The following is a 25,378-nucleotide window of genomic DNA, read 5'->3' on the forward strand; positions in this document are numbered from 1 at the left end:
CCTGTGACACGCCGGCCAGACGCGGTACGGCACGAGGAGAAGAGGACGCCATGACCGAGCCGGTGAAGGGCCCCGCCAGCTACTTCCCTTCGATCGAGAAGAAGTACGGCCACCCGGTCGAGCACTGGAAGGATCTGATCCGGTCCTCGTCCCTGACCGGGCACATGGAGCTCGTCTCCTGGCTCAAGACCGAGCACGGGCTGGGCCACGGGCATGCCAACGCCCTCGTCGCGCACACCCTCAAGGAGGGGCAGAAGTAGCCCCGGAGCAGCTGCGGGGGTAGCCGCCGGTAACAGCGACTCCCGGCCTTTCTGCGGGATTTGAGCGTACTTCCGATCCACTTCGAGCCGTGCTGGAGACCGTGGAGGGCCCTTGCCCCCGCTCCGACAGCCCTGGGAGTTGCATCGTGGTGACCGCGCGGCCGCTACCGGCCCAGGCTCAGGTACTCGTCGTCGGCGCCGGGCCGGCCGGGCTCACCACCGCCCACGAGCTGGCCCGCCGGGGCCTGCGGGTGCGGCTGATCGACGCCGCGGCCGGGCCCTCCCGCGCCGGCGGGGCCGTCGCCGTGCACCCGCGCACCCTGGAGACCCTCGACCAGATGGGCCTCGCCCGCCGGCTCCTCGAACACGGCCGCAGCAACAGCGCGTTCACCGTCTCCGCCGGCGGCCGCCCCATCCTGCGCCTGGACACCGGCGACGCGGGCCCGGACCGCCCGCCCACCCGGTTCCCGTACACCGTGGTCATCGAGCAGAGCCGCACCGAGGACCTGCTGCGCGAGGCGCTGGGCCGCCTCGGCGTCAGCGTCGAATGGGGGGTCCGGCTGACCGGGCTGACCCAGGACGCCGAGCGGGTCCGGGTCCGGCTGCGCAGGGACGGGACGCAGCAGGACGAGGCGTACGAGGTCCCGTGGCTGGTCGGCTGCGACGGCCGGCACAGCACCGTCCGCGAACGGCTGCGGCTGCCGCTGCGCGGATCCGGCACCGAGCGCTGGGAACTCGCGGACGTGCACGTCGCGGCCGGGGACCTGCCGCAGGACACCGTGCACTGGGTGCACACCGGCGGCGGGCGCTCGCTGCTGATGCTGCCCTACGCGTGCGAAGGCCGCTGGCGGCTGCTGGCCGGCGACCCCGCCGGCCCCGACGACGACCCCCGGCCCGCGCACGAGCGGTACTCCGCGCTGCTGTCGGCCGGGCTCGGGCGGGAGGTACGGGTCGGCGAGCCCGACTGGACCTGCGTACGCACCTTCAAGCTGCGCACGGCCGAGCGGATGCACGAGGGCCGGTGCTTCATCGCCGGGGAGGCCGCGCACGGGGACAGCCCCGGCTCGGGGCAGGGCATGAACACCGGGATCCAGGAGGCGTACAACCTCGGCTGGAAGCTCGCGATGGTGGAACACGGCTGGGCGGGGCGCGAACTGCTCGACACCTACGGCCAGGAGCGGGTCCCGGTCGGCCGGGCGCTGCTGGAGCCGGGCCGCGAAAGCCTGCTCGCGCGGTTCGCGCACGTGCTCGCGGGCCTGGCGCTGCCGGCGCTGCTCGGCCTGGTACGCCGCACCTGGCTGCTGGACCGTGCCGTACGGCCCTTCGTGCGCGAGGCGGTGCGGCGCCGGATGCTCTGCGGCACGGCCGGGCTGGGCCTGGGCTACCCGCAGAGCCCGCTGAGCACCCCGCCGCCGGGACCCGGCGGCGGCCCCCACGGGCCCGGCGGCCCCGGCGGTCCGGGACTGCCCGCCGGGTCGCGGGCGGCGGGGGCCGCCGCCCGCTTCCCCGGCGACCCGGGGACGGAGGGGCTGCGGGCCGAACTGCGCGACGTGCGCTGGTCCCTGCTGTACGTGCCCGAGGCCACCGGCGAGGCGCGGGAGGCGGCGCAGGCCGCGCTGGAGCGGTACGGGGCCTGGCTGTCGGTCCGTACCGTCGCACCGGACCGGGCGCGCTCGCGCTCCGGGCCGCGACTGCTGGCGGACCCGGGCGGCCGGCTGCGCCAGGCGCTGGGCATGTCGGCGGGCAGCTGGCTGCTGGTGCGCCCCGACGGCTACACGGCGGGCGGCGGCCCCGAGCTCACCGAGGCCGCGCTCGCGGCGGCGCTGGCGCCGGCCGACCCGCGCCCGGCGCCGCTGCTGGAGGTGCTGCGGGAGCGGGAGGCGCGGGGGATGCGCCGGGTCGTCTGACCCGGGCGGCGGTCGCGGCCGTGGCGGTCGCGGCTGTGGCCGCCTTGGACTCACGCGTATGTTCCTGAGCTTCTCGGCGATGTTGCGTCTCACTCCTGGGCCGTTGACTGGTCACATGACGCAGACAACGCAGCAGACGCAGACGCAGACGCAGACCGAGACCGCCCCCGCCACCCTCGTGATCGGCGGCACCGGCAAGACCGGCCGCCGCGTCGCCGACAAGCTCACCGCCCTGGGCCGCCCGGTCCGCATCGGATCGCGCACCGGCGAACCGCCCTTCGACTGGAACGAGCCCTCGACCTGGGGGCCCGCCCTGGAGGGCGTCGACCGGGCGTACGTCACCTACTACCCCGACCTCGCCTTCCCCGGCGCCGCCGAGCAGGTGGGCGCGTTCGCCGAGGCGGCCGTCGCCGCCGGGGTGCGCCGCCTGGTGCTGCTGTCGGGCCGCGGCGAGGAGGCCGCGGAGCTCAGCGAGGAGAACCTGAAGGCCTCCGGGGCCGACTGGACGATCGTGCGCTGCGCCTGGTTCAACCAGAACTTCGACGAGAGCTTCTTCGTGGGGCCCGTGCTGGCCGGCGAGATCGCCCTGCCGACCGCCGGCGCCGTCGAGCCCTTCATCGACACCGACGACATCGCCGACGTGGTGGTGGCCGCGCTGACCGACGACCGGCACATCGGGCGGACCCACGACCTGACCGGCCCGCGCCTGCTGAGCTTCGCCGACGTCGCCGCCGAACTGTCCAAGGCCACGGGGCGCGAGATCTCCTACGTACCGGTCTCGACGGAGGAGTACCGGCAGGTGCTGCGCGAGAACGGCCTGCCCGAGGAGATCGCCGACCTCTTCGAGCTGATCCTCGACGGCCGCAACGCGCACCTGACGAACGGGGTCGAGGAGGCACTGGGCCGGGCGCCCAAGGACTTCGCGGACTTCGCGCGCGAGGCGGCCGCGACGGGCGTCTGGAACGCGTGAGGACAGCGGGCCCGCGGGCGGACGAGCGGGCGGATGATGGTGGGATGGACACACTGACCGGACTTCTCGAAGGCCCCAAGGCCCGGGGCGCGTTCCTGCAGAAGTCGGTGTTCAACCCGCCCTGGGCGCTGCGGATCGAGGACCGGGCCCCGCTGTCGGTGATGACGATGGTGCGCGGCTCGGCGTGGCTGCTGCCCGACGGGGGCGAGCCGGTGGCGGTCGGCCCCGGCGACGTGGCCGTCGTGCGCGGCCCCGTCCCCTACACCGTCGCGGACGACCCGGACACGCCGGTGCAGATCACCGTGGACGAGGAGCAGCGGTGCAGCCTGGAGGGCGCCGACGTGTCGCAGTCGATGCTGCTGGGCGTGCGGACCTGGGGCGAGGCCGACGGATCGGCGGTGATGCTGAGCGGCACCTACCAGGAGCCCGGCGAGATCGGACGCCGCCTGCTGGACGCGCTGCCGGCCGTTCTGGTCCACCCGTCCTCGGCGGCGGACACCGCCCTGATCTCCCTGCTGGCCGAGGAGATCTCCCGTAGCGAACCGGCCCAGGAACTCGTCCTGGACCGGCTGCTGGACCTGCTGCTGATCGGCGTCGTACGCAACTGGATCGCGGACCGCGGCGGCGCCGACAGCGACCCGGTCGTCGGGCCGGCGCTGCGGCTGCTGCACGAGAACCCGGCGTACGGCTGGACGGTCGCGGAACTCGCCTCGAAGGTCGGCGTCTCGCGCGCCGCGCTGGCGCGGCGCTTCACCGAGCTCGTGGGCGAACCCCCGATGTCCTACCTGACGGGCTGGCGCCTGGCGCTCGCGGCCGACCTGCTGCGCGAACCGGACGCCACCGTCGCCACGGTCGCCCGCCGGGTCGGCTACAGCAGCGCCTTCGCGCTGTCGACGGCCTTCAAGCGGGTACGGGGCCTGAGCCCCCGGGAGTTCCGCGCGGCCGGGTGAAGCAGCTGCGCGGCTACGCGCCGTCCGCGGTCAGGTCGAGCACGCCGACCGTCTGGCCGCCGCTCAGCTCGCCCGTGAGGCCGAAGCCCAGCCGCAGGTAGAACGGCTCGGGGCCGTCCGCGCCCGGGTCCCACGTCACATAGGCGTGGGACGCGCCGCGCTCGCGCAGCTCGGCGGCCACCGCCCGGACCGCGAAGCGGCCGTAGCCCTTGGCCTGTGCGTCGGCGCGGACGTTCAGGCGCCAGATGCCCGAGCGGACGTCCGAGGGGTCCTTCGCCGGGTCCCAGGCGATGTCGACGAAGGCCATCACGAAGCCGACGACCTCGTCGCCGTCCACGATCGCCCGCGGCCAGGCGGTCTCGCCGTGCACGTACGCCTCGGCCAGCGACTTGACCACCGGTGAGACGAGGTGCTGCTGGTCGGGGCGTACCGATATCGCGCAGACGGCGTCGAGGTTGTCGGCGGTGACCGGTTCCAGGCGGAGTGCGGAAGTGCTCATCCGTGCAGCGTACAAGTGGCGCCGGGGCCCGCCGCAGCCGCGGGGCGCCGCTGCCTAGCGCGGCCAGCCGATGTCGTCGTCGGGCATCGCGTCCTGGACCACCTCCGTCTGCTGGGCGGCGGCGTGCGCCGCGGGGATGTGGTGAGCGGGGGTGTGCGCCGCGGTCAGGTCACCGGCCTGGTGACAGGCGGGGGTGCATGACTCGCTCAATGCGCACACCGATGGCCTCATCGTCGACTCCCAGGCGCTCGAATCAGAAAAGGGCAGGCCCTGGCCGGTGCGAAGGCCGGGTCCTGGAGAGCATGCCTCGATCCGGTGGAGGACCGGTCGAGGAACACCCCACGACCGCTCTGCATCCGTACGAGATCCGCACGAGAAGGGGGCGCTTCGCCTGGCAAAGGTTTGCCCGCGAATTGCCGGGCGGCCTACGCTCGTTGACGGTTCCCGACAGAGTTTTGCCGCCGACCCCTGGGGTGCTCATGCTGCGACAGCCCGCCTTCGGACACCGCCTGAGGAAACTGCGGACGGCCAAGGGGCTGTCACAGACCGCGCTGGCCGGCGAGGGCATGTCCACCGGCTACCTCTCCCGGCTGGAGTCCGGGGCCCGCCAGCCCACCGACCGGGCCGTGACCTACCTGGCCGGCCGCCTCGGCCTGGAACCCGCCGACTTCGAGGAGCCCGCCACCGGCTCCCTCGCCCACGCCCTCACCCTCGCCGCGTCCACCGGCTCCCCCGACGCCATCGACTCGCTGCGCCAGGCCCTGGCGGCCGAGGGCCACGAGAGCGCGGTCCTGCGCTGGCAGGCGCTGTGGCTGCTCGCGCAGGCCTCCCGGCTCCAGGGCGACCACGTCACGGAGCGGGCCCAGCTCGCCGAACTCGTCGGGCTCGGCGAGGAGGTCGGCGTCAGCGAGCTGCGCGTACGGGGACTGACCCGCTTCGCCCGCTGCCTGCGCTCGCTCGGCGAGATCATGCCCGCCCTCGACGCGGCCTTCGAGGCCCACCAGCTCGCCCAGAGCGAGCGCCTGGGCGTCGAGGACCGGGCCACCGTGCTGCTCGCCCTCGTATCCGTACAGGCGGAGGCGGGCCGTACCGGCGACGCGCGCCTGCACGCCGACGAGCTGACCGTGCTCGTCGAGGGCCGCACCGACGCGCTGTGGGCCGAGGCCATGTGGACCGCGGCCGCCGTCCGCATGCGCCAGGCCGACCACCACGGCGCGCTGGCCTGCCTGGAGGCGGCCCTGGAACGCTTCAGCAGCCACGAGGACCTCGTACTGTGGCTGCGCCTGCGGCAGGCCGCCGCCCGCCTGCACCTGCAGATGCGGCCCGCCGACCCCGCGCAGGCGCAGCGCCGTATCACCGAGGCCGAAGCCGCCCTCGTCTTCGTCGGCACGCCCTCGCTGCGCCAGTACCAGGCGGCGCTCAAGGCCGAACTCGCCTTCGCCGACGCCCGGTACGAGGACGCGCGCACCCTGCTCGCCGACGCGGTCGGGGACCAGCCGAGGATGACCCACCGCGACCAGGTGCGCCTGTCGATCCTCCACCACCAGCTGCAGATCCTGGACGGGGACCCGGCCGGCGTACAGGGCCTGCGCGAGCTGGCCCAGCAGGCCCAGGACGACGTCAACATCGACCTCGCCGCGGAGATCTGGCGGATGCTCGCGGAGGCGCTCACGCAGACGACCCACGCTTGAGGGCGGGCCGTCCCGGCTTGAGCGAAGTTCGAGTGGCCCCGGGCAGGCTTGAGCACATCTGCACCCACTCGGAGGGGAGGCCGTTCCATGTCTTCTTCGCAGCGTGTCCACGCGAGCGAGCGGACGGCCGAGGTGGCCGCCCCGGCCGGCGTGGTCTACGGACTGCTCGCCGACGCCGTGCGCTGGCCGCTGCTGCTGCCGTCCCCCGTCCACGTGGAACGAATGGACTTCGACGGCACCCACGAGCGGCTGCGCATGTGGGACGTGGCCGGCGACCGGGTCCGCTCCTTCCACATGCGCCGCGTCCTGAACCCGCACACCCGCACCGTCGCCTTCGAGCTGGAGGACACCTTCCGGCTGGGCGTGCCCACCACCGGATGCTGGACCGTCGAGGCGCGCGACGACACCGAGACCCTGCTGACGCTGCGCCAGGAGCGCACCCTGGAAGGGCTGCCCGGGGACACCGGCGCACGGGCCCGCCGGGAGTGGGAAGAGGAGACCGAGGCCCAGCTGGCCCAGGTCAAGGAGATCGCCGAGCGCTGGGAGCGGCTGGACGAGCTGCTGCTGTCCTTCGAGGACAGCGTGCACGTCGCCGGACCCGCCGAGCTGGTCTACGACTTCCTCTACCGCATCGAGGACTGGGCGCAGCTGGTCCCGCACGTGGACGCCGCCCGCGTCATCGAGGACGTGCCCGGCGTGCAGGTGGCCGCCGTGGACACCTTCGCCGAACCCAGCGGCCTGAGCGTCACCACGCGCACGGTCCGGCTCTGCTTCCCCGCGGCCGCCCGGATCGTCTACAAGGAGCTCGCCTCCCCCGAACTGGTCGCCGCGCACAGCGGAGAGTGGTCCCTCGAACCGGACGAGGACGGCGTACGGGTCGTCTGCGCCCAGCAGGTCATGCTGCGGGCAGAAGCCGTAGAACCGGTCCTGGGCGGCGGTACCGATCTCGCCGAGGCCCGCCGCTACGTGCGGGAGTGGCTGGGACGCGCGAGCGCCGAGACCCTGCGGCTGGCCACCTGGCACGCCTTGAACAGCAGCGTGCGCCGGCTTCGATGAGGACGAGAGGGAGGCCGTCGATGGCCCCGACCCGGCCGGGTCTGCTCCAGGACGGCCGCGACACGAGGACCACTGGGTCCGTCGCGGCCGCCGTTTCCGTCGTGCCCGCGAAACCGGAGGCGGCGGCCCGGCCGCCCGCCGGGCCGCCCGCGCCGAGCGGGTACGCCCGGTCCGTGCTGCGCGCCGAGCAGCGCGACGCCCTGCTGGGGGCCCAGGCGCTGACCGGCGCCGCGAGCGCGGTCCTGCGCGCCACCGTCGCGCTGGTCGCCGGACAGGCCAGCGGCGGCGGCCGGGCCGGCCGCCGCTGGAAGGCCCCCCTGGCCTCCGCGTTCGCCGATCTGCTCGCGTGCGAGGCCCTGGTGACGGTGGGGCTGCGCGCCTGCGGGCTGCCGCAGGGCAGCGACCCGGGCGTACGCGCGGCCGTCGGCTACACGGTGCCGATCGTGGTGGCCGACGTACTGGACGAACTGCAGCTCGTCATGACCGAGAGCCGGCTCGCCGCCCACGACGGCCCCGAGCGGCGGATGCTGGCCGAGCTGGTCGACCGCCTGGAGCGGCCCGGCACCGGCCGCGCGGACGCCCTGGCCCGGCAGGCCGACGTCGTACGGGAACTGCCCGCCCTGGCGGCCGCGTTCGGACGGCGCTGGGACGCGGGCGGCCCGGGCGGCGCGGGCGGCCACAGCGGCCCCGGCCCTGCGGGCGGCGCGGGCCCCTCGGTGCTGTTCCGGCTCGACGAGCGGATGCCCGCGCGGATCATCCCGCCGGAGCCGGGCAGCGACGATACCCTGGTCGGCGCCCTCACCTGCGCCCATGCCCGCTTCACCCGCATCGCCGCGGCCGCCGACGTCGGCTCGGGCGACACCGTCGACCCCGCACTGGCCCGCGTCGCGGGCCGGCTGCTGAGCGAACAGCGCGCCCTGGCCCGCCAGAGCCGCCTCGCCGAGGGCGCGGACCCGGGCGACCCGCGGATGCGGGCGTTCGCCGACCGGCAGGCGATGGTGCTGCTCGCCGCCGCCGTGCTCGGGGTCCAGGGCGTCGCCGCCGAAACCGGCCGCGACCCCTTCCTCGGCAGCCCGCACTGGGCGCTGCTCGCGACCGCCCGGATCACCGAACGGCTCGGGATCGCACCCGACGGACCGGGCACGCCCGCCTCCATCGAGGCGCGGGACCGGATCTGGGCCGAGCTGGCCGAACGCCACCGCGAGGGCCTCGGCTGCGACATCCGGGCCACCGGGCGTGCGCGGTGACCGGCCGGCGGCACGTCCCCGGCCTGCGGGACGCCGGGCCCGACGCCCACAGCGCGCTCGGCGCGGCCGGCCCGCCCGGCGCCCTCGGCGAAGCGCTGGCCGCGCTCGCCACCCTCGACGCGCTCGACGCACCCGTGTACATCCCCGGCTCCGACGGCCCCTGGGACGCGGTCGAGGAACGGCTCGACACCACCGGCCAGGCGGTCGTCTGCACCCGGTGGGGCCAGTGGCTCACCTCCGCCCTGCTCGACCCCGAACTGCGCCCCCTGCTCGGCCAGGACTGGCCGCGCTACCGCCAGACACCGGTCGCCTCGGGCCGGCTGCGCTTCGCCGTGTCCCGCTTCGTCATGAAGCACACCGCCGCGCTCGCCCTGGGCGTGAGCCCGGGCAGCCTCGACCTCGGCTACCAGCTGGGCGGCCGGCCCGTACTGCGCGGGCTCGGCGGCGAACTGGAGGTCAGCCTCGCGCACACCGACGAGCTGATCCTGGTCGGCGTCAGCCGCACCGGCCCGATCGGCGTGGACGCCGAGCCCGCCGACCGCGACATCTCCTTCGAGCTGCTGCGCGACCAGGTCTGCACCCCGCGCGAGGGCGAGGAACTGGCCGCGCTGCCCGAGGACGAGCGCCGCGCACGGCTGCTGCGGCTGTGGACCCTGAAGGAGGCGTACACCAAGGCCCTCGGGCACGGGCTGCGCCGCCGCTTCTCCGCCTTCGGGTTCGACCGCGACGCCGAGGGCCGCGTGGTGCTGGCCGACCTGCCGGGCGGCGGCGACGCGGGCGACGAGGGCTGGGACTTCGTCACCCACCCGCTCGGCGAGTGCTACGTCGTCAGCGTGGCCCACCGCACCCTCCCGACCGCTTAGGGGGTGTCTGACGGGTGTCCGCGGCGTCGCGACGCCCGGCACGCGCTCTCGGACACCCGCCAGACACCCCCTAGGTCGTGTCGTCAGAGTCCCGTCTGGCCGGCGGGGCCTGCCCTTCGGGCGGCCGACGCCACTTTGACGACACTCCCCAGCCCCCCGGGCGGCTGCGGCCGGGGCGGGCCGCACCGAGCGGCTCACGGGTGGTCGCCGAGGCGGTCGCCGGCGGGCTGCTCGTCCAGGTGGTCCAGGCACAGCTCGTACAGGTCCTCGCCGTGGGTACGCCGCCAGAGCTCCGGTACGGGCACCGCTGCGGGCCACAGCGCGCGGTGGCCCGCCGGGTCCGCGACGACGACGAACGTGCCGAACTCGTCCGCGAACGGGTCCTCGTCCCACGGGTGGTCGAAGACGTGCAGGCTGCCGTTCTCCGCGACCCGCGCGGCGTGCCCGGTCCGCCACATCCGCGCCGCCCCGCCCTGCGCGCACACCAGCGGGTCCGGCAGGAACCGCTCCCCGGTCGCGCCCGGCAGGCCCGGGTAGCCCTGCGCCACCCCGACCCCGGCGACGTACAGCGCGCCGAGGGCCCCGGGGGGTACGGGCCGCATCCGCGCGTCCAGTACGTAGGCGTGGTAGCCCGGCGCGGGCCGGGCCGGGCCGCCGGGCATCTGCTCGACCAGCAGCCGCCCCTCGGGCCAGCCCGCGCTGATCGTCAGCTCCGTGTCCTCGGCGCGGGCGAGCGCGACCAGTACGTCGTCGGACGGGCCCAGGATCGCCGAGGCCCCCGTCTCGCGCAGCCAGCCCAGCACCTCGGGCGGCGTCCCGTACGCCAGCGACGGGTCCGGCAGGTGCACTTGGGACCCGCACACCAGCGCGGACAGCAGCCCCATCGCGACCTCCGCGTCGGGATAGCCGTTCAGCAGCCAGGCGGTGTCGCGGGCCCGGCCCAGGCAGGCCGCGGCGAGGGCCTCGCCGCCCACCGCGACGCTGCCGCGGGGCGCGACCGCCAGCACCACGGGACCGCCGGGGTCCAGCGGCCGCGTCCGGTCGCCCTCGCGCACTGGCCAGCTCGCACCGGCCGGCAGCAGGTCCGCGGCCGGGTCGCGCACCAGGCGCACCGGCCCGGGGGTCAGCGGCAGCAGCCGGTCGGCGGCCGAGTCCAGCAGCAGTACGGCGGGCCGCGCCCCGACGGGCAGCCCGCGCGCCGGATCCACCGGCAGGCAGGCCGCGCCCGTCTTGGCGATGGCCAGCGCGGCCACCGCGAAGCCGGTCGGTGAGGCGATGGCGGTGGCCACCGAGGTCCCGGGACCCGCCTGATGGGCGATCAGGGCGTGGGCCAGCAGGTCGGAACGGGCGTCGAGCTCCGCGTAGTCCAGGCCGGCCAGGGCCGGTGCGCCCGGGGTGCGGGCCACCTGCGCGGCCAGCATCGCGGCGACGCTCGGCGGCGCCTGCGGCCGGGCGCCCGGGGCGCCGTTCCACGGGCCGCCCCCGCCCGGCGCCCCCGCCGCGGCGGGCAGGCCCAGCCGGCCGATCCGCTCGTGGGGCGCGTCGAGGGCCGCGTCGAGCAGCGCGAGCAACTGCCCGGTCAGCAGCGCGGCGGCCTGCTCGCCCAGCGATTCGTACGAGAACGAGGCGGTGACGCCGATCCCCGCCGGGGCGCCCGAAAGGCCGTGCCGCTCGGTCAGGGTCAGCCCCAGCGCGGCGTTCTGCAGCGACAGCTGCTCCGACTCGGGCTGTACGGTCAGCGCCCCGGCGGGGAACGCGCCGTAGCTCTCGCGCAGCACGCTCAGGGAGATGCCGCCCGGCAGTGCCAGGGCAGCGTCCCGGTCCCGGTAGGCGGCCAGCGCGGCCGTGCGGACCCGCCGCACCAGCTCGCCGAAGGCCGGGTCGCCGGAGGTGTCCACCGTCAGGGCGAGCACCCGCCCGTACACGCCGACCGCGCCGCGCAGGGCCGCGCTGTCCCGGGCGGCCACGGGGGCGGCGACGGTGACGCTTGCCTCCGCGCCCAGCCGGCCGAGCAGGGCGGCGAGCGCGGCCTGCACCACCATGAACAGGGTGGCGCCGTGCTCCGCGGCCAGCGCGGTGAGCCGCGCGTGCACGGTGGCGCCGAGCTCCAGGGACAGGGTGCCGAAGGTGTCCTCGGTGCCCAGCGGCGCGCTGCCCGGCGGGGCGGTCGGGGCCACGTCGCCGCGGGCCGCCCGGGGCGCCCCCTGCGGCGGGGCACCTGCCGGGGCGGGCGCGCCGCCGCCGGCCCGGGCCGCGTAGGCCGCGGCGAGGGCCGCGGCCAGCGGTGCGTGCGAGAAGAGGTCGACCTCGTCGCCCGGCAGGGTCAGCTCCAGCAGGTGGTCGTCGGCGGCGACTTCGCGCAGCCGGGTCCCGGCCGAGCCGATCCGGCTGTTGCGCAGGGCGCCCTGGCCGCGGCCCAGGTCGTCGAGGGCGGCCGCCAGCGCGGCCACGTCGAGGGCGCCGCGCAGCCGCAGCGGCAGTACGGCGCTGCGCGCGACGGCCCGGCCGGGGCCGGTGGCGGCGGCGGGCCGGTCGCCGGCCAGCGATGCGAGGCGGGCCGGGGTCGGGGCCCCGTACAGGCCGCGCAGGTCCACCGGGGCGCCGAGTGCCTCGCGGGCCCGGGCCACCAGCCGGGCCGCGGCCGGGGCGTGGCCGCCGAGGGCGAAGAAGTCGGAGTCGGCGTGCACCACGCGCGCCGGCAGGCCGAGCACCTCGGCGAACAGGTCGCGGGCGATGGCCTGGAGCGGGGTCCCGGGCCGGTTGCCGGGCAGGACGCCTGCCCGCGCCGGGACCCCCGGCGCCGGGTCGGACGCGGAGGTGGACGCGGCCAGCGCGGCCCGGTCGGTCCGGCCGTCCGGGTCCAGCGGCAGCGCGCCGCGGACCACGAACGCGGCGGGCACCATGTGGTCGGCCAGCCGCGCCCGCAGGTGCCCGCGCAGCGCGGCCTCCAGGCCGGCGGTGTCCGCGAAGGCGGCCGGGGTGTTCACGCACTCCGCGGCGGTGAAGCCGAGGGAGGCCAGGGCGGCGAGGGTGGCGTCGGAGGCCGGCGTCCCGGCGGTCCCGAGGACCACGTCGTAGCGGTCGCCGGCGCCGGGCAGGGCCCGTACCTCCACCCTGCGCACGGCCGGGAACTCACGGGCCAGTGCCGTGAACAGCGCCGGGGCGACGCGCAGTTCGGGATCGGGGCCGGTGCTCCAGTCGAGCAGGCGCAGGTCCCCGAGCAGGATCGAGCCGCCCGGCGCGAGCAGGTCCAGGGCGCGCGCGAGGACGGTGCGCAGGTAGCCGAGGCCGGGGAAGTGCTGCACGACCGAGTTCAGGACGACGGTGTCGAAGTACCCGGCGGGCAGCCCCGCGGTGTCGTGCGCCTCCCGGCAGCTGAGCCGGACCTTGCCGCGCAGCCGCTCGTCGGCGTTGGTCCGGGCGCGCAGCGCGTCGACGGCCGCGCCGCAGAAGTCGGTGGCCCAGTACTCCTCGCAGTCCGCACCTGCCGCCAGCGGCACCGCGAGCAGACCGGTGCCGGCGCCGATCTCCAGGATCCGGCGCTGCCCCAGCTCGCGGACGCAACTGACGGTCGCCGCGCGGCGCTCGCGCAGCACCCGCGCGGACACGGGCGGGGCCCCGTCCGCGGCGCCGGTCGCGCCGATCGAGTCGGCGAACGCCTCCAGCGCGTACGGGTCCCGGGTGCGGGCGTCGGCGTACAGGGCCGCGTAGATCTCCTTCCACTCGCCGATCCGCACCGGGTCCGCCACCGCTGGCCGCGGACCGGCCGCGGGCACCACGTGCGCGACCAGGTGCCTTCCGCCGTCGCGGTCCCCGGCCGGGGTGACCACGGCCTCGGCGACGCCAGGGTGCTCCCGCAGCGCCGACTCGACCGCGCCGATCTCCACGGGCATGCCGTGCAGGGTGATCCGGTCCGCGGACCGGCCGGCGAACTCCAGGGCGCCGTCCTCGCGCACGGTCACCAGGTCGCCGGTGCGCCGCAGCGCCGTACCGCTGTCGCTCCAGCGGTCCTCCAGGCCCGCGAAGCCGCGTACGGCCGGTCCGCCCAGCAGGAGTTCGCCGGTGTCGCCCGGGCCCGCCTGGGTGCCGTCGCCGCGCACGACCACGGCGCGCACGCCGTCGCGGGGGCGTCCGACCGGTATGCGCAGGGTCCCCTCGGGGACGTCCGACACCTCGTGCCAGAGGGCGAGGGGCGCCGAGCCGGCCGCCCCGTACACCTGGACGAGCCGCCCCGGCGCCCCGGCGCGCAGCACCCGGCGCACGGCGCGCGGGTCGCAGGCATCGCCGCCGAACAGGACGGTGCGCAGCGGGGCGAGGGCTCCGGGCCGCTCGCGGGCGATCCGCTGCAACCGGGCGGTCGCCAGGAAGAGTACGGACACGCCGTGTCCGCCCAGCGCGTGTTCGAGGAGGGCCGGGTCGGCCACCGTCGCGGGGTCCAGGACGAGGAGACGGGCGCCGGCGGCGAGGGTGGACCAGAGCTCGAAGGCGAAGGCGGAGGAGTCCGGGCCGGCGGTCTGGGCCACCACGTCGTCGCGGGTCACCCGCAGCGGGTCGGCCGCGCCGACGAGGTCGAGCAGGGCCCGGTGCGGTACGGCCACGGCGTCGAAGGCGCCGTCGGGTCCGGGGATCCAGCGCACGTACGCCGCGTCGTCAGGTCTGGGGCCGTCCTCTTGTGAGCCGGCGGGGGCCGGGGCCGCGGCGGGCCGCGCCGCCGCGATGCGGGCGGCGTCGGTGTCCACCCGGACGATCGCGGTGTCCGGGCCCAGGCCGTCGGGGCCGTCGGCGTGTCGCGCCGCGGTGGCTTCGTCGGTAACGACGGCGCGCGCAGCGCTGCCGCGTACGACGGTCCGCAGGCGGTCGCCGGGGGTGCCGGGGGTGCCGGGGGCGCCGGGCAGGTCGGGGTCGACGGGGACGTAGGAGGCTCCGGCGCGCAGGATCGCCAGGAGCGCGGTCACCAGTTCCGGGCCGGGCCGCAGTGCGGTGACCACCCGGTCGCCGGGTACGACGCCCAGGTCCGTCAGGTGGGCCGCGAGCCGGTCGGCCGACCGGCTCAGTTCCCCGTAGGAGAGCGAGTGTCCGCCGCCGTCGGGGGCGGGGCTGGTCACGGCGATCGCCTCGGGCCGCGCGAGTGCGTGCCGCTCGATGAGGCCGGAGAGTGACATCTGGGCGTGCTCCTTCGACAGCGACTGGCTGGGCGACTCGGCTGCTGCGGTGCGATGCGGTGCGATGCGGTGCGGTGCTGTTCCAAGCGGTGGCGTGGTGCGGTGTGGTGTGGTGCGGGGCCTGGCAAAACCTTGCCGGGGCGCCGTGTTCGGGCGGTTACGGCCAGTCGGAGTTCGGGGCGACCGGCCAGTCGGTCTTGGGGCCGATCGGCCAGTCCGTCCCAGGTCCGGAGGTCGCGGAGGCGGGGGCGACCGGCCAGTCGGTGCCCGGTCCGCCGTCGGCCTGGGCGATGCCGCCGGCGGTCAGGACCGCGAAGCCGACGAGGGCGGTGGTGGCGAAGACTCGGGCGATGTTCTTCATGGTGACTCCTCCGTGGCAAGTGTTGTGTTCCTGCTTGGCAACCTCTCTGCCAAGAAGATTGGCAACGAATCCTCGGGATTCACTCGTCATTTGGTGGAGATGCGCTCAACACCCCTGGAAAACACGCTGGATTCGCCGTGCTCGGACCTTTGCCGCACCTTCCTTCAACCCCATCTGACCTGCGGAAACAAGGGTTCTGGCAGGATCGGCACACCCTCTTGCCAACTATTGCCAACCTCTTTTGGCACAAGAGGGGACGGCCTCCGGAACTAGAGTTTCGCCGGAGCGGACGTTGCCAATGCGCGGGGATTCTGGGCAATGTATTGCCAGAGATGATGGCAATACCTGGTACACCCCAACAGCGAGGGGAGGCCCCCGAAGTGAACGCGCAGACGTCGCACCCCGCCCCGATGGCCCTGACGGCCCCGAAGGCCAGGGCGACGGCCCCGACGGCCCACCTGAACACCGCGGGTACGGGCCGGATGCCCGCCGCCGTGCACGCCGTGCTCGCCGACTGCACGGCGCGCGACGACCGCTTCGGGCCCTACGTGCTGGAGGAGAGCCTCGGCCCCGTCCTCGACACCGGGATCCACGAGCGCCTCGGCGCCCTGCTCGGCGTCCCGGCCCGCCACACCGTCCTGTTCACCGGCGCGGCCGACGGCTTCGACTCCTTCGCCTCCCGCCTCCCCCTCGGCCCCCGCGACCGGATCTGGACCACCCCGCACGAGGGCGTGGCCCGCCTGGCCACGCTCGTCGCCCTGCGCGACCGCACCCGCTGCACCCTTGAGGTCGTGCCGCTGCGCGAGGACGGCGACCTCGACCTCGACTGGATGCGGGACCACCTCGACGAGGACGTCGCGCTCGTCTCCGTCGTCCACGTCTCCGAGGCCTGCGGAACCGTCAACCCGGTCGAGGCGGTCGGCGCGCTCCTCGCCGGCCACCGCGCGCTGTACGCCGTGGACGCCTCCCACTCCGTCGGCCAGCTGCCCGTCGACGCCGCGCGCATCGGCTGCGCCCTGCTCACCGCCGACGGCTGGCGGTTCCTGCGCGGCCCGGACGGCATCGGGTTCGGCTACGTGGACCCGGGCCTGGGGGCGTCACTCGCGCGGCCGCCCGTCGCCGCGGCCGTGGCCGCGCTGTACGAGGCCCTCGCCCGGCACGACGCGGACACGTCCGGCCCGTACGAGAGCCTCCTGCCGCGGCTGCGCGCAGCCGTGGGGCGGCTGCCCGGGATCCGGCTGCTCGCCCCGGGCCGGGAGCAGGCCGGGATCGTGGGCTTCCGACACGACGAGGTGCCGGCCGCCCTCATCCGGCGCGGGCTGGCGCGGCGCGGGGTGGTCGTCCGCAAGGCGGTCGCGCAGGAGACCCCGCTGCACCCGGCCTCCGCCGGGGGCGACACGGCGGTCGGCGCATCCGTCCACTACGACAACACCCCCGCGGACATCGACCGCTTCGCGCTCGCGCTGCGGGACGTACTGCGCGAGGAGCGGCCGGCCGCCGGGCGGGCGGCGGCCCCTGCCGTACGGGCGCTCGCGGCGGTGGCTCCGTAGCGGCGCGCCCGCGGCGCACCCGCGGCGTGCTCGGCGTACGTCGGCTCAGCGCGCCAGCAGGGCCCACACCGTGAAGCCGAGGGCCGCCGTGCACAGCACGGTGCGCCACCGGTTGGCGGGAACCCAGCGCTTCTCGAACGCCCGGCGCACGGCGGCGGGGTCGGTGATCCGCTCCGCCGGGCCGGCCGCCTCCAGGGCGTTGTTGAGCGGGATGTTCACCCGCCCCGTCACCGCCAGCGCGAGCGCGTAGGCGACGAACGCCCCGATGAGGGGCGCCAGCGCGTCGTGCCCGCCGGAGGGCAGGTGCAGGGCCAGCGCCAGCCCCGTGGAGAGGAGGGCGCCGAGGAAGGCCAGCATGAACCAGCCGTTGACGATCGCGACGTTGATCCGCTGCATCACCGCGACGAAGGTCCGGTCGTCGGACCGCTTGAGCGCCGGCATCACCGACACGTCGAAGGCGAAGAACAGGCCCGCCATCAGCCCCGTGGTGACGGTGGCGGCGACGAGCGAGACGAGCCTTGCGATCCCCATGCCGGCCCCCAACGTCAGCGGAAGGTCAAGTCCGCTGATCATAAGGGCTTCAGGACCGGGTATCGCGTGGGATTCGAGTGTGCTTCCAAGGCCTCTTGAGCCTCTCCGGCGACGGTGGCTGGAATCCGGCCGCAGACCTGGAGGACCCACATGACCATCATCGACGCGCCACCCATACCCGCCCAGGACCGTGCCGCGGAACTGGCCGAGATCAAGGCCCAGGTGCTCGCCGGGCCGGACGAGCGGGCCACCGAACGCCAGCACTCCAAGGGCAAGCTGACCGCCCGTGAGCGCATCGACCTGCTGCTCGACCCGGACTCGTTCCACGAGATCGAGGCCCTGCGCAGACACCGCGCGACCGGATTCGGACTGGAGGCCAAGCGCCCCTACACCGATGGTGTGATCACCGGCTGGGGCACGGTGGACGGGCGCACGGTCTTCGTGTACGCGCACGACTTCCGGATCTTCGGCGGGGCGCTCGGCGAGGCCCACGCCACGAAGATCCACAAGATCATGGACATGGCCCTCGCGGCCGGTGCCCCGCTCGTCTCGCTCAACGACGGCGCGGGCGCCCGCATCCAGGAGGGCGTCTCCGCGCTGGCCGGCTACGGCGGCATCTTCCAGCGCAACACCAAGGCCTCGGGCGTCATCCCGCAGATCTCGGTCATGCTCGGCCCCTGTGCGGGCGGCGCCGCCTACTCCCCGGCCCTCACGGACTTCATCTTCATGGTCCGCGACACGTCGCAGATGTTCATCACCGGTCCCGACGTCGTACGCGCCGTCACCGGCGAGGAGATCTCCCAGAACGGCCTCGGCGGCGCCGACGTCCACGCCGGAACCTCCGGGGTGGCCGCCTTCGCGTACGACGACGAGGAGACCTGCCTGGAGGAGGTGCGCCACCTGCTCTCGCTGCTGCCCGCCAACAACCGCGAGATGGCGCCGCACGAGGCGACCGACGACCCCGCGGACCGGCGCACCGACTCCCTCAGCGGCATCGTCCCCGCCAACCCGCAGCAGGCGTACGACATCCGCAAGGTCATCGAGGAGGTCGTCGACGACGGGGACTACTTCGAGGTCCAGTCGGCCTGGGCGACCAACATCATCTGCGCCCTCGCCCGGATGGACGGCCACGTCACCGCCTTCATCGCCAACCAGCCCGCCAGCTACGCGGGCGTGCTGGACATCCACGCCTCGGAGAAGGCCGCGCGCTTCGTGCAGTTCTGCGACGCCTTCAACATCCCGATCGTCACCCTCGTGGACGTGCCCGGCTTCCTGCCCGGCGTGGACCAGGAGCACGGCGGCATCATCCGCCACGGCGCCAAGCTGCTGTACGCCTACTGCAACGCGACGGTGCCCCGCATCTCCCTCGTGCTGCGCAAGGCGTACGGCGGCGCGTACATCGTCATGGACTCCCGGTCCATCGGCGCGGACCTGGCGCTGGCCTGGCCCACCAACGAGATCGCGGTCATGGGCGCCGAGGGCGCGGCGAACGTCATCTTCCGCCGCGAGATCGCCGGGGCCGACGACCCCGACGCGATGCGCGCGCAGAAGATCAAGGAGTACACGACCGAGCTGATGCACCCGTACTACGCGGCCGAGCGCGGCCTCGTCGACGACGTCATCGACCAGGGCGAGACCCGTTCGGTGCTCGTCGGGGCGCTCGCGATGCTCCGTACCAAGTACGCCGACCTGCCGTCGCGCAAGCACGGCAACCCGCCCGTATGACGGCGGCGGAGCGGGCCGGGGCCCCGGAGCAGGACACCGCGCCGGTCGACGGGCAGGCCGTCGCGCAGGTCCCCGCCGCGGCCGGGGAGCCGTGGCGGATCACCGGCGGGCAGCCCGACGCGGTGGAGACGGCTGCCGTGATGGCGGTCCTGACGGCCCTGCTGAGCAGGTCCGAAGACCCGGGAACGGAGCAGCCGCGCACGGTAGCCTCCGGCTGGGACCGCACCCGGAACAGCGAATTCCGTCATGCCGGGAGCTGGCGCAGACCAGCTTGAGCCGGCCCCGGCCGGGCCCCCGGGCCCGGCTCCCGGCCGCCCAGGCCCGACCTCCAGGAGGAGCAGATCGTGAAGGACCCGAAGGACCCGAAGGACCGCCTGGACGCGCTGCGGGCCGACATCGAACGCCGCAACCCCGCCCAGCCCGAGTTCCACCAGGCGGTACGGGAGGTCCTGGACACCCTGGCCCCCGTGTTCGCGGCGCGCCCCGAGTACGCCGAGGCGGGTCTCGTCGAGCGGCTCGTGGAACCCGAGCGCCAGATCATCTTCCGGGTCCCCTGGCAGGACGACCACGGCCGCGTCCACGTCAACCGCGGCTACCGCATCGAGTTCAACAGCGCGCTCGGACCGTACAAGGGGGGCCTGCGCTTTCACCCGTCCGTGGACATCGGCGTGGTGAAGTTCCTCGGCTTCGAGCAGATCTTCAAGAACGCGCTGACCGGCCTCGGCATCGGCGGCGGCAAGGGCGGCAGCGACTTCGACCCGCACGGCAGGTCGGACTCCGAGGTCATGCGCTTCTGCCAGTCCTTCATGACCGAGCTCCACCGCCACATCGGCGAGCACACCGACGTCCCGGCCGGCGACATCGGCGTCGGCGGCCGCGAGATCGGCTTCCTCTTCGGCCAGTACCGGCGCATCACCAACCGCTGGGAGGCCGGGGTGCTGACCGGCAAGGGCCGCGGCTGGGGCGGCTCGGCGATCCGCCCCCAGGCCACCGGCTACGGCAGCGTGCTGTTCGCCGCCGAGATGCTGGCGCGGCGCGGGGCCGCCCTGGACGGCCTCACCGCCGTCGTCTCCGGCTCCGGCAACGTGGCCCTCCACACGATCGAGAAGCTCCAGCAGCTGGGCGCCAACCCGCTGACGGCCTCCGACTCCCGGGGCTACGTGATCGACGACAAGGGCATCGACCTCGCCCTGCTGAAGCAGATCAAGGAGGTCGAACGGGGGCGGGTGAGCGAGTACGCCGAGCGCCGCGGCTCCTCCGCCCGCTACGTCCCCGGCGGCCGGGTCTGGGAGGTCCCGGCGGACGTGGCCTTCCCGTCGGCCACGCAGAACGAACTGGACGCGCAGGACGCCCGGCTGCTGATCGCGAACGGGGTCCGCGCGGTCTCGGAGGGCGCCAACATGCCCACCACCCCCGAGGCCGTCCGCCTCCTCCAGGAGGCCGGGGTTGCCTTCGGCCCGGGCAAGGCGGCGAACGCGGGCGGAGTCGCGGTCAGCGCCCTGGAGATGAGCCAGAACGCGGGCCGCGTCGCCTGGAGCGCGGAGCGCGTCGAGGACGAACTCGCCTCGATCATGCGCGACATCCACGAGGTCTCGTACGAGACGGCCGCCCGCTACGGCGCCCCCGGCGACTACGTGACGGGCGCGAACATCGCCGGCTTCGAGCGGGTGGCCGACGCGATGCTGGCGCAGGGAGTGATCTGACGGCTCCGGCCGTCGTGGACCTCGGCGGCCGGGGTGCGCGCGTGCGCGCCGTACCCTGGCCCCGACCACCGATCAGCCGCGCCGCACACCGCAGGGGGACGCCGCCCGTGCTCACCGCACTCACCGGCACGTACGGAGACCGCCCGGACGCCATCAGCGTGGCCGGGCGCGCCGCGTCGTACGAGGAACTGCTCGGCGCGGCCCGGGCCGTGGCCGCGGACGTCGCCGGCGCCCCGGCCTTCGCCGTCACCGCGACCCCCACCCTGGAGACCGTCGCCGCCGCGGTCGGCGCGCTGCTGGCCGGCGTGCCCTTCGTACCGCTGCCGCCCGACGCCGGGCCCGCCGAACGCGAGCACATCCTGCGGGACTCGGGCGCCGAGCTCCTCGACGTCGACTTCGCGCGGCGCAGCGACCTGACCCCCGCGTCGGCCGCGGGACCCGCGGACCCGGCCCTCGTCCTGTACACCTCCGGGACCACCGGACCCCCGAAGGGCGTCGTCCTGTCCGCCGCGGCGCTCACCGCCGACCTCGACGCCCTCGCCGAAGCCTGGCAGTGGAGCGCCGAGGACACCCTCGTCCACGGACTGCCGCTCTTCCACGTGCACGGGCTCGTACTCGGCGTCCTCGGCGCCCTGCGTACCGGAAGCCGCCTGGTCCACACCGGCCGCCCCACCCCCGAGGCCTACGCCGCGGCCGGCGGCAGCCTCTACTTCGGCGTCCCCACCGTCTGGTCCCGCATCGCCCGCGCCCCGCGGGAGGCGGCCGCCCTCGCGGGCGCCCGGCTCCTCGTCTCCGGCAGCGCCGCGCTGCCCGCGCCCGTCTTCCGGGACCTGGAACGCCTCACCGGCCTGCGGCCCGTGGAGCGCTACGGCATGACCGAGACCCTGATCACCGTCAGCGGCCGCGCGGGCGGCACGGTCCGCCCCGGCACGGTCGGCACCCCGCTTCCCGGCATCCGTACCCGCATCGCCGCCGAGCCGGGCGCCGAGATCGGTGAACTCCAGCTCACCGGACCGACGCTGTTCTCCGGCTACCTGGGCCGCCCGGAGGCCACGGCCGCCGCGTACACGGACGACGGGTGGTTCCGTACGGGCGACATCGCGGCCGTCGACGAGGCGGACGGGGTCCACCGCATCGTCGGCCGCGCCTCCATCGACATGATCAAGTCGGGGGGCTACCGGATCGGCGCCGGCGAGATCGAGAACGCCCTGCTGGACCATCCCAAGGTCACCGAGGCGGCCGTGGTCGGCGTCCCGGACGCCGACCTCGGCCAGCGCATCGTCGCCTTCGTCGTCGCCGAAGGGGTCACCGGAGCCGAACTGACCGACTTCGTCGCCGCGCACCTGTCGGTGCACAAACGCCCCCGCGAGGTCCGCTTCGTCGAGGCGGTACCGCGCAACGCGATGGGCAAGCCGCAGAAGAAGCTGCTGCTCAGGGACGAGGGCTCGGCCTAGCCCGGGGCGGGATAGGCCCGGGTGTCACGCCTGCGGCGGTTCGGGCTGGAGGAGCGCCTCCAGCAGGGTCTTCGCCTCGGCGGTCAGGCCCTCGCGTGCGAAGGTGTTCGCGTACTCCAGCTGCAGGTCCCTCTCCGTTTCGCGGAGACCGCTCGCCGCCAGGGTTGCCCTTGCTTCCTTGAAGTTGCCTTGCTGGCACAGGGACCTGGAGAGGGCTACGTACGCGGCGCTGACGTAATACGGGTCGCTCTCGCGGTCGATCGATTCGCGCGCGACTCGAACCGCCTCGTCCGCGTTCCCGCAGATCAAGAGGCATTCCACGTGTCCCTCGAAGCGGTCGGAACGTTCGTCGTCCGGGAATCCTTCGTAATGTGCGCGGGCATACTGTTCGAGCTTCTGAAAATTTCTCGTGATCATTAGCAGCCTTGCGAGGTCCGAGTACCAGAAATCGGATTCGGGCCGGATCCTGTGTGCTGCGGTCAGTGCGCGCTCGGCTTCTTCGTATCTTGCCAGATCCAGCAGAATTGCGCCCTGCATTCGCCAGTACCAAGGATCCCTTGGATTCAGCTGGATCGCGCGGTGATTGAATTGCAGTGCACGCTCATGTTTTCCGCGGTTATGGCTCTTCCAGGCCAGCCAGTGGGCGCAAGGGGGGTAGTCGATCTCCGACGGGGAGCCGTTGTCGAGATAGGATTGAACGTATTTCCCGTACGCCTCTTTGACGTCTTTGAAATAGATGGAATATGCGCGGTACGCCTGGATGATCAGCGTAGGGTTGTTGATTTTGGTTCTGTTGAGGTGTGAGACGAGCAGATTCTTGGCGCGCTCCTTCTCCTTGCCTGCTTCGTAGGCGCCCGCCAGGTTCACGATCCCGGCGGTCTCCGGATCGAGATACGGCCGGTAGGCGGCAAAGGTGGTCCACTCCTCCTGCGCGCCTTCTTCCTCCCGCTTGGCCTTGAGCCAGAGCTGTTTGAACTCGTCGCCGTCCGCCCCGAGCGCGGCGGCCACGGGACCCAGGGACTTCCATGAGGGAAGGTTCTCCCCGCGGATGACTTGTTGGGCGGTTGTGTGGCTGACCGCCCCGTGGCACCGCTTCGAGATCTCCCGCATGCTCAGCCCGCCGGACTCCAGGTGGGCGGCCCTCAGCCGGACCTTGAGTTCCTTCAATGCGTCGCGCATGGCCCCCCCTGTAAGGATTTGTAAGGCACTGTAAGACGCGGAGGTCGTACAGGCAAGCCGTGTACGGAACTGTCCGAAGTTGAATGCGCCTGAAAGCTTTCCCCTGGTTTCCGAAATGCCGTGCCAGGGTTTGGGCATGGCGAAAATCCGAAAGATTGCAGCGAGGGCGGCCAAGGCGCTGGGCCGGAATGGCGAAAAGGGTGGATCGGGGGTGCGGATCGGCAGTGAAACGGAATTGCCTTTCCTGCGGCGCAGGGTCGTCCGCACGGCAGTGATGGCCGCGTGGGCCGGCGTCATCAAATACGAGGCATTCGCCGTCATGGAGTGGCTGGACTCCGTTCTCTAGCCCCCCGGCCGACCCCGCGCGTTCGTGGACCTTCTGGCCGAACGCGCGGGATCCTGGCTGGTGGACCCGCTCGACACGGCCGTGCTGCCCTCGGCGCACACCTTCGACGGCCGACTCATCGTCTATCTGGACATCGGTGACCCGCAACGCAACCAGGGAGTTCTGACGGTGGGTGCCCAATTCGACGGCTCCGTCGTCCGCGGGGGCCAACTCCACAACCAGGACTTCACTGTCCAACAGGCCGCGAGTGAGTTCGTCTTCGAAGCCGAGGGCAGCCCTACGGAGTTGGGGAACAGAGCGGCAGCGTGGTTCGAAGTTCGAAGCGGTCCTCGCGCGACCTCTGGTTCGCTGGGAATGGCATCACGAGGGAACGACGTACGCGGTCCGCTACGAGTACGCAGATACGGGGCGGGGCCTCTGCGAGGGCTTCGAGACCCCCCTGGCACCCGACGGACTGCGGAAAAGACTGGCCGCAGACGGCGTGATCCGAGGCCGGGGCCGGATAAACCGTGCCGGCCTGGGCGAGCCGGACGTGATCGCACACGTCCGGGGCGTGCGCCCCGATCAGTGATTGCGGGACGGCTCTCAGGCGCGGGGCGCCAGGCGGCGGGCCAGGGCCTCCAGGGCGCCGGCCACCTCCGCCTCCGCGGTGGCGTCGCCGAGCGCCCTGGCGAGGGCCGCCTCCTCGACCCGCGAGGTGCCGGCGGCGCGTACGGCGGCCACCCGCGCGGACGTTCCGGGGGCCGGGCGGACCAGGGTCCGGCGGCGGTCGGCGGGGTCGGCGGTCATCCGGGACACCCTCGACCCGCAGGCCCTCACCGCAACCGCCACCCGGATCGTCCCGGCCCGAAGGCGTACGCGGCCGCGCTGCGCGCACTGCTCACCGCACCGCGACGCGGGAGGCCGTGACGTGGGAGAGCGTGACGCGGAGAAACCAAGTGGGCAGGCGGGACTGCTGTGAGTAGCTTGCTCGTATGGACCAAACGGCTGGCGATGCCAGAACTGATCGGCGCGCCCTCGTAGCCGCATGTGTCACCGTCGCGCTGTGGGCCTCGGCCTTCGTCTCGATCCGCTCCGCCGCCGCTCACTTCAGCCCCGGGGCACTGGCGTTGGGCCGACTGCTGACGGCCTCGGTCGCGCTCGGGCTCGTACTGGTCATCCAGCGCGTACCGCTGCCCGCGCGGCAGGCATGGCCCGGCATCCTCACCTCGGGGGTGCTCTGGTTCGGCCTGTACATGGTGACGCTGAACTGGGGCGAGCAGCTCGTGGACGCCGGGACGGCGGCCATGATCGTCAACATCGGCCCGATCGTGATCGCCCTGCTCAGCGGCTGGCTGCTCAAGGAGGGTTTCCCGCGCATGCTGTTGGCGGGGATGGGAGTCTCCTTCGCGGGCGCCGCCATCGTGGGCGTGTCCACCTCCAACGGTGAATCCGCCTCCCTGTCCGGAGTGCTGCTCTGCCTGGTCGCGGCCCTCGCCTACGGGGCCGGGGTGGTCTCGCAGAAGCCGGCGCTGAAGTACGCGACCCCGATCCAGGTGACCACGTACGGCTGCTTCGTCGGCACGGCCGTCACCCTGCCCTTCGCCTGGCAGCTCGCCGGCGAGCTGCCCGACGCCCCGCTCTCCGCCACCCTCAACATGCTCTACCTGGGGCTCTTCCCGACCGCCCTGGCCTTCACCACCTGGACGTACGCGCTCGCTCGGACCACCGCCGGGAAGATGGGCGCGACCACCTACGCGGTGCCCGCCGCCGTCGTGCTGATCGCCTGGGCCGCCCTCGACGAGATCCCCGGCTGGCTGACCCTGCTGGGCGGGGCGATCTGCCTGGCTGGCGTCGGCGTCTCCCGCAGGCGCCCCGCCGTCGCACCGGCCGCCCGGCCGAGCGGCGAGCAGCCGGTGCGCGCCGCCGACTGACGGGCGTCGGC

21 protein-coding genes are annotated in these 25,378 nt (G+C 74.2%); 14 read left to right on the top strand and 7 right to left on the bottom strand.

Annotated features, from left to right (window positions below; all coding sequences use genetic code 11):
- The first annotated feature begins 50 nt into the window (after positions 1-50).
- The 4 genes from ACZ7GJ_RS26200 (at position 51) to ACZ7GJ_RS26215 (ending at position 4,087) form a co-directional block, all read left to right on the top strand.
- Positions 51-260 carry a DUF4287 domain-containing protein gene (locus tag ACZ7GJ_RS26200; protein ID WP_470755250.1) on the top strand — a complete coding sequence of 70 codons (210 nt, stop codon included), beginning with the start codon at positions 51-53 and terminating at the stop codon, positions 258-260.
- 146 nt (positions 261-406) lie between these two features.
- Complete coding sequence (locus ACZ7GJ_RS26205; RefSeq protein ID WP_470755251.1) at positions 407-2,167, top strand: FAD-dependent oxidoreductase; 1,761 nt, start codon at positions 407-409, stop codon at positions 2,165-2,167.
- Between the two features lie 115 nt (positions 2,168-2,282).
- On the top strand, positions 2,283-3,137 hold the full coding sequence (locus ACZ7GJ_RS26210) for an NmrA family NAD(P)-binding protein (protein WP_470755253.1): 855 nt from the start codon (positions 2,283-2,285) through the stop codon (positions 3,135-3,137).
- 44 nt (positions 3,138-3,181) lie between these two features.
- A complete protein-coding gene (locus ACZ7GJ_RS26215) occupies positions 3,182-4,087 on the top strand; it encodes an AraC family transcriptional regulator (RefSeq protein WP_470755254.1) in 906 nt (301 codons plus the stop codon).
- A gap of 13 nt (positions 4,088-4,100) precedes the next feature.
- Here ACZ7GJ_RS26215 and ACZ7GJ_RS26220 read toward each other — a convergent pair whose 3' ends face one another.
- Together ACZ7GJ_RS26220 and ACZ7GJ_RS26225 are read right to left on the bottom strand one after the other, a co-directional pair.
- A complete protein-coding gene (locus tag ACZ7GJ_RS26220; RefSeq protein ID WP_470755255.1) occupies positions 4,101-4,586 on the bottom strand; it encodes a GNAT family N-acetyltransferase in 486 nt (161 codons plus the stop codon).
- A 54-nt stretch (positions 4,587-4,640) separates the two neighbouring features.
- Positions 4,641-4,796: a hypothetical protein gene (locus ACZ7GJ_RS26225; protein WP_470755257.1), complete on the bottom strand. Its 156-nt coding sequence runs from the start codon at positions 4,794-4,796 to the stop codon at positions 4,641-4,643.
- A 269-nt stretch (positions 4,797-5,065) separates the two neighbouring features.
- Between ACZ7GJ_RS26225 and ACZ7GJ_RS26230 the strand changes: the two genes are divergently transcribed.
- From ACZ7GJ_RS26230 to ACZ7GJ_RS26245, 4 genes are all read left to right on the top strand, one after another.
- On the top strand, positions 5,066-6,277 hold the full coding sequence (locus ACZ7GJ_RS26230; protein WP_470755259.1) for a helix-turn-helix domain-containing protein: 1,212 nt from the start codon (positions 5,066-5,068) through the stop codon (positions 6,275-6,277).
- Between the two features lie 87 nt (positions 6,278-6,364).
- Positions 6,365-7,333: an SRPBCC family protein gene (locus ACZ7GJ_RS26235; RefSeq protein WP_470755261.1), complete on the top strand. Its 969-nt coding sequence runs from the start codon at positions 6,365-6,367 to the stop codon at positions 7,331-7,333.
- Between the two features lie 20 nt (positions 7,334-7,353).
- Entirely contained in the window at positions 7,354-8,580 is a 1,227-nt protein-coding gene (locus ACZ7GJ_RS26240) for a hypothetical protein (protein WP_470755263.1), read from the top strand.
- A complete protein-coding gene (locus tag ACZ7GJ_RS26245) occupies positions 8,577-9,443 on the top strand; it encodes a 4'-phosphopantetheinyl transferase family protein (RefSeq protein WP_470755264.1) in 867 nt (288 codons plus the stop codon). The genes ACZ7GJ_RS26240 and ACZ7GJ_RS26245 overlap by 4 nt, the downstream gene beginning before the upstream one ends.
- A 194-nt stretch (positions 9,444-9,637) precedes the next feature.
- Here the strand turns inward: ACZ7GJ_RS26245 and ACZ7GJ_RS26250 are convergent, their stop codons facing one another.
- Positions 9,638-14,605, bottom strand: a complete 4,968-nt coding sequence (locus ACZ7GJ_RS26250) for an AMP-binding protein (protein ID WP_470755265.1) — start codon at positions 14,603-14,605, stop codon at positions 9,638-9,640.
- Positions 14,606-14,762: 157 nt separating this feature from the next.
- Positions 14,763-14,966 carry a hypothetical protein gene (locus ACZ7GJ_RS26255; protein WP_470755267.1) on the bottom strand — a complete coding sequence of 68 codons (204 nt, stop codon included), beginning with the start codon at positions 14,964-14,966 and terminating at the stop codon, positions 14,763-14,765.
- A gap of 380 nt (positions 14,967-15,346) precedes the next feature.
- On the opposite strand from ACZ7GJ_RS26255, the gene ACZ7GJ_RS26260 reads away from it, so the two are divergent.
- Entirely contained in the window at positions 15,347-16,516 is a 1,170-nt protein-coding gene (locus tag ACZ7GJ_RS26260; protein ID WP_470755268.1) for an aminotransferase class V-fold PLP-dependent enzyme, read from the top strand.
- A gap of 45 nt (positions 16,517-16,561) precedes the next feature.
- Here ACZ7GJ_RS26260 and ACZ7GJ_RS26265 read toward each other — a convergent pair whose 3' ends face one another.
- A complete protein-coding gene (locus ACZ7GJ_RS26265; protein ID WP_470755269.1) occupies positions 16,562-17,047 on the bottom strand; it encodes an anthrone oxygenase family protein in 486 nt (161 codons plus the stop codon).
- Positions 17,048-17,197: 150 nt separating this feature from the next.
- On the opposite strand from ACZ7GJ_RS26265, the gene ACZ7GJ_RS26270 reads away from it, so the two are divergent.
- The 4 genes from ACZ7GJ_RS26270 (at position 17,198) to ACZ7GJ_RS26285 (ending at position 21,929) form a co-directional block, all read left to right on the top strand.
- Positions 17,198-18,772, top strand: a complete 1,575-nt coding sequence (locus tag ACZ7GJ_RS26270) for an acyl-CoA carboxylase subunit beta (RefSeq protein WP_470755270.1) — start codon at positions 17,198-17,200, stop codon at positions 18,770-18,772.
- Positions 18,769-19,047, top strand: a complete 279-nt coding sequence (locus ACZ7GJ_RS26275; protein WP_470755272.1) for an acyl-CoA carboxylase epsilon subunit — start codon at positions 18,769-18,771, stop codon at positions 19,045-19,047. Before ACZ7GJ_RS26270 ends, ACZ7GJ_RS26275 begins: the two co-directional genes overlap by 4 nt.
- Before the next feature lie 69 nt (positions 19,048-19,116).
- Positions 19,117-20,475, top strand: a complete 1,359-nt coding sequence (gene gdhA, locus ACZ7GJ_RS26280; protein ID WP_470755274.1) for an NADP-specific glutamate dehydrogenase — start codon at positions 19,117-19,119, stop codon at positions 20,473-20,475.
- Positions 20,476-20,582: 107 nt separating this feature from the next.
- Positions 20,583-21,929: an AMP-binding protein gene (locus ACZ7GJ_RS26285; RefSeq protein ID WP_470755275.1), complete on the top strand. Its 1,347-nt coding sequence runs from the start codon at positions 20,583-20,585 to the stop codon at positions 21,927-21,929.
- 24 nt (positions 21,930-21,953) lie between these two features.
- Here ACZ7GJ_RS26285 and ACZ7GJ_RS26290 read toward each other — a convergent pair whose 3' ends face one another.
- Both ACZ7GJ_RS26290 and ACZ7GJ_RS26295 read right to left on the bottom strand, forming a co-directional pair.
- The gene (locus ACZ7GJ_RS26290) at positions 21,954-23,429 is read right to left on the bottom strand and encodes a helix-turn-helix domain-containing protein (RefSeq protein WP_470755277.1); all 1,476 of its coding nucleotides are present in this window, start codon (positions 23,427-23,429) and stop codon (positions 21,954-21,956) included.
- 610 nt (positions 23,430-24,039) lie between these two features.
- On the bottom strand, positions 24,040-24,243 hold the full coding sequence (locus ACZ7GJ_RS26295; protein ID WP_470755279.1) for a hypothetical protein: 204 nt from the start codon (positions 24,241-24,243) through the stop codon (positions 24,040-24,042).
- Between the two features lie 185 nt (positions 24,244-24,428).
- Between ACZ7GJ_RS26295 and ACZ7GJ_RS26300 the strand changes: the two genes are divergently transcribed.
- Positions 24,429-25,367 (top strand): DMT family transporter, encoded by a 939-nt coding sequence (locus ACZ7GJ_RS26300; protein ID WP_470755281.1) that lies wholly within the window; start codon positions 24,429-24,431, stop codon positions 25,365-25,367.
- Positions 25,368-25,378 lie beyond the last annotated feature (11 nt).

The organism is Streptomyces sp. NPDC037242 (assembly GCF_055604165.1).

Bases quoted from the DNA above. Each gene is read 5' to 3' on its own strand.
- ACZ7GJ_RS26300 (WP_470755281.1), top strand. From the start codon at position 24,429: ATGGACCAAACGGCTGGCGATGCCAGAACTGATCGGCGCGCCCTCGTA.
- ACZ7GJ_RS26200 (WP_470755250.1), top strand. From the start codon at position 51: ATGACCGAGCCGGTGAAGGGCCCCGCCAGCTACTTCCCTTCGATCGAG.
- ACZ7GJ_RS26210 (WP_470755253.1), top strand. From the start codon at position 2,283: ATGACGCAGACAACGCAGCAGACGCAGACGCAGACGCAGACCGAGACC.
- ACZ7GJ_RS26235 (WP_470755261.1), top strand. From the start codon at position 6,365: ATGTCTTCTTCGCAGCGTGTCCACGCGAGCGAGCGGACGGCCGAGGTG.
- ACZ7GJ_RS26240 (WP_470755263.1), top strand. From the start codon at position 7,354: ATGGCCCCGACCCGGCCGGGTCTGCTCCAGGACGGCCGCGACACGAGG.
- ACZ7GJ_RS26230 (WP_470755259.1), top strand. From the start codon at position 5,066: ATGCTGCGACAGCCCGCCTTCGGACACCGCCTGAGGAAACTGCGGACG.
- ACZ7GJ_RS26275 (WP_470755272.1), top strand. From the start codon at position 18,769: ATGACGGCGGCGGAGCGGGCCGGGGCCCCGGAGCAGGACACCGCGCCG.
- ACZ7GJ_RS26270 (WP_470755270.1), top strand. From the start codon at position 17,198: ATGACCATCATCGACGCGCCACCCATACCCGCCCAGGACCGTGCCGCG.
- ACZ7GJ_RS26255 (WP_470755267.1), bottom strand. From the start codon at position 14,966: ATGAAGAACATCGCCCGAGTCTTCGCCACCACCGCCCTCGTCGGCTTC.
- ACZ7GJ_RS26220 (WP_470755255.1), bottom strand. From the start codon at position 4,586: ATGAGCACTTCCGCACTCCGCCTGGAACCGGTCACCGCCGACAACCTC.
- ACZ7GJ_RS26250 (WP_470755265.1), bottom strand. From the start codon at position 14,605: ATGTCACTCTCCGGCCTCATCGAGCGGCACGCACTCGCGCGGCCCGAG.
- ACZ7GJ_RS26290 (WP_470755277.1), bottom strand. From the start codon at position 23,429: ATGACGGCGAATGCCTCGTATTTGATGACGCCGGCCCACGCGGCCATC.
- ACZ7GJ_RS26295 (WP_470755279.1), bottom strand. From the start codon at position 24,243: ATGACCGCCGACCCCGCCGACCGCCGCCGGACCCTGGTCCGCCCGGCC.
- ACZ7GJ_RS26265 (WP_470755269.1), bottom strand. From the start codon at position 17,047: ATGGGGATCGCAAGGCTCGTCTCGCTCGTCGCCGCCACCGTCACCACG.
- ACZ7GJ_RS26215 (WP_470755254.1), top strand. From the start codon at position 3,182: ATGGACACACTGACCGGACTTCTCGAAGGCCCCAAGGCCCGGGGCGCG.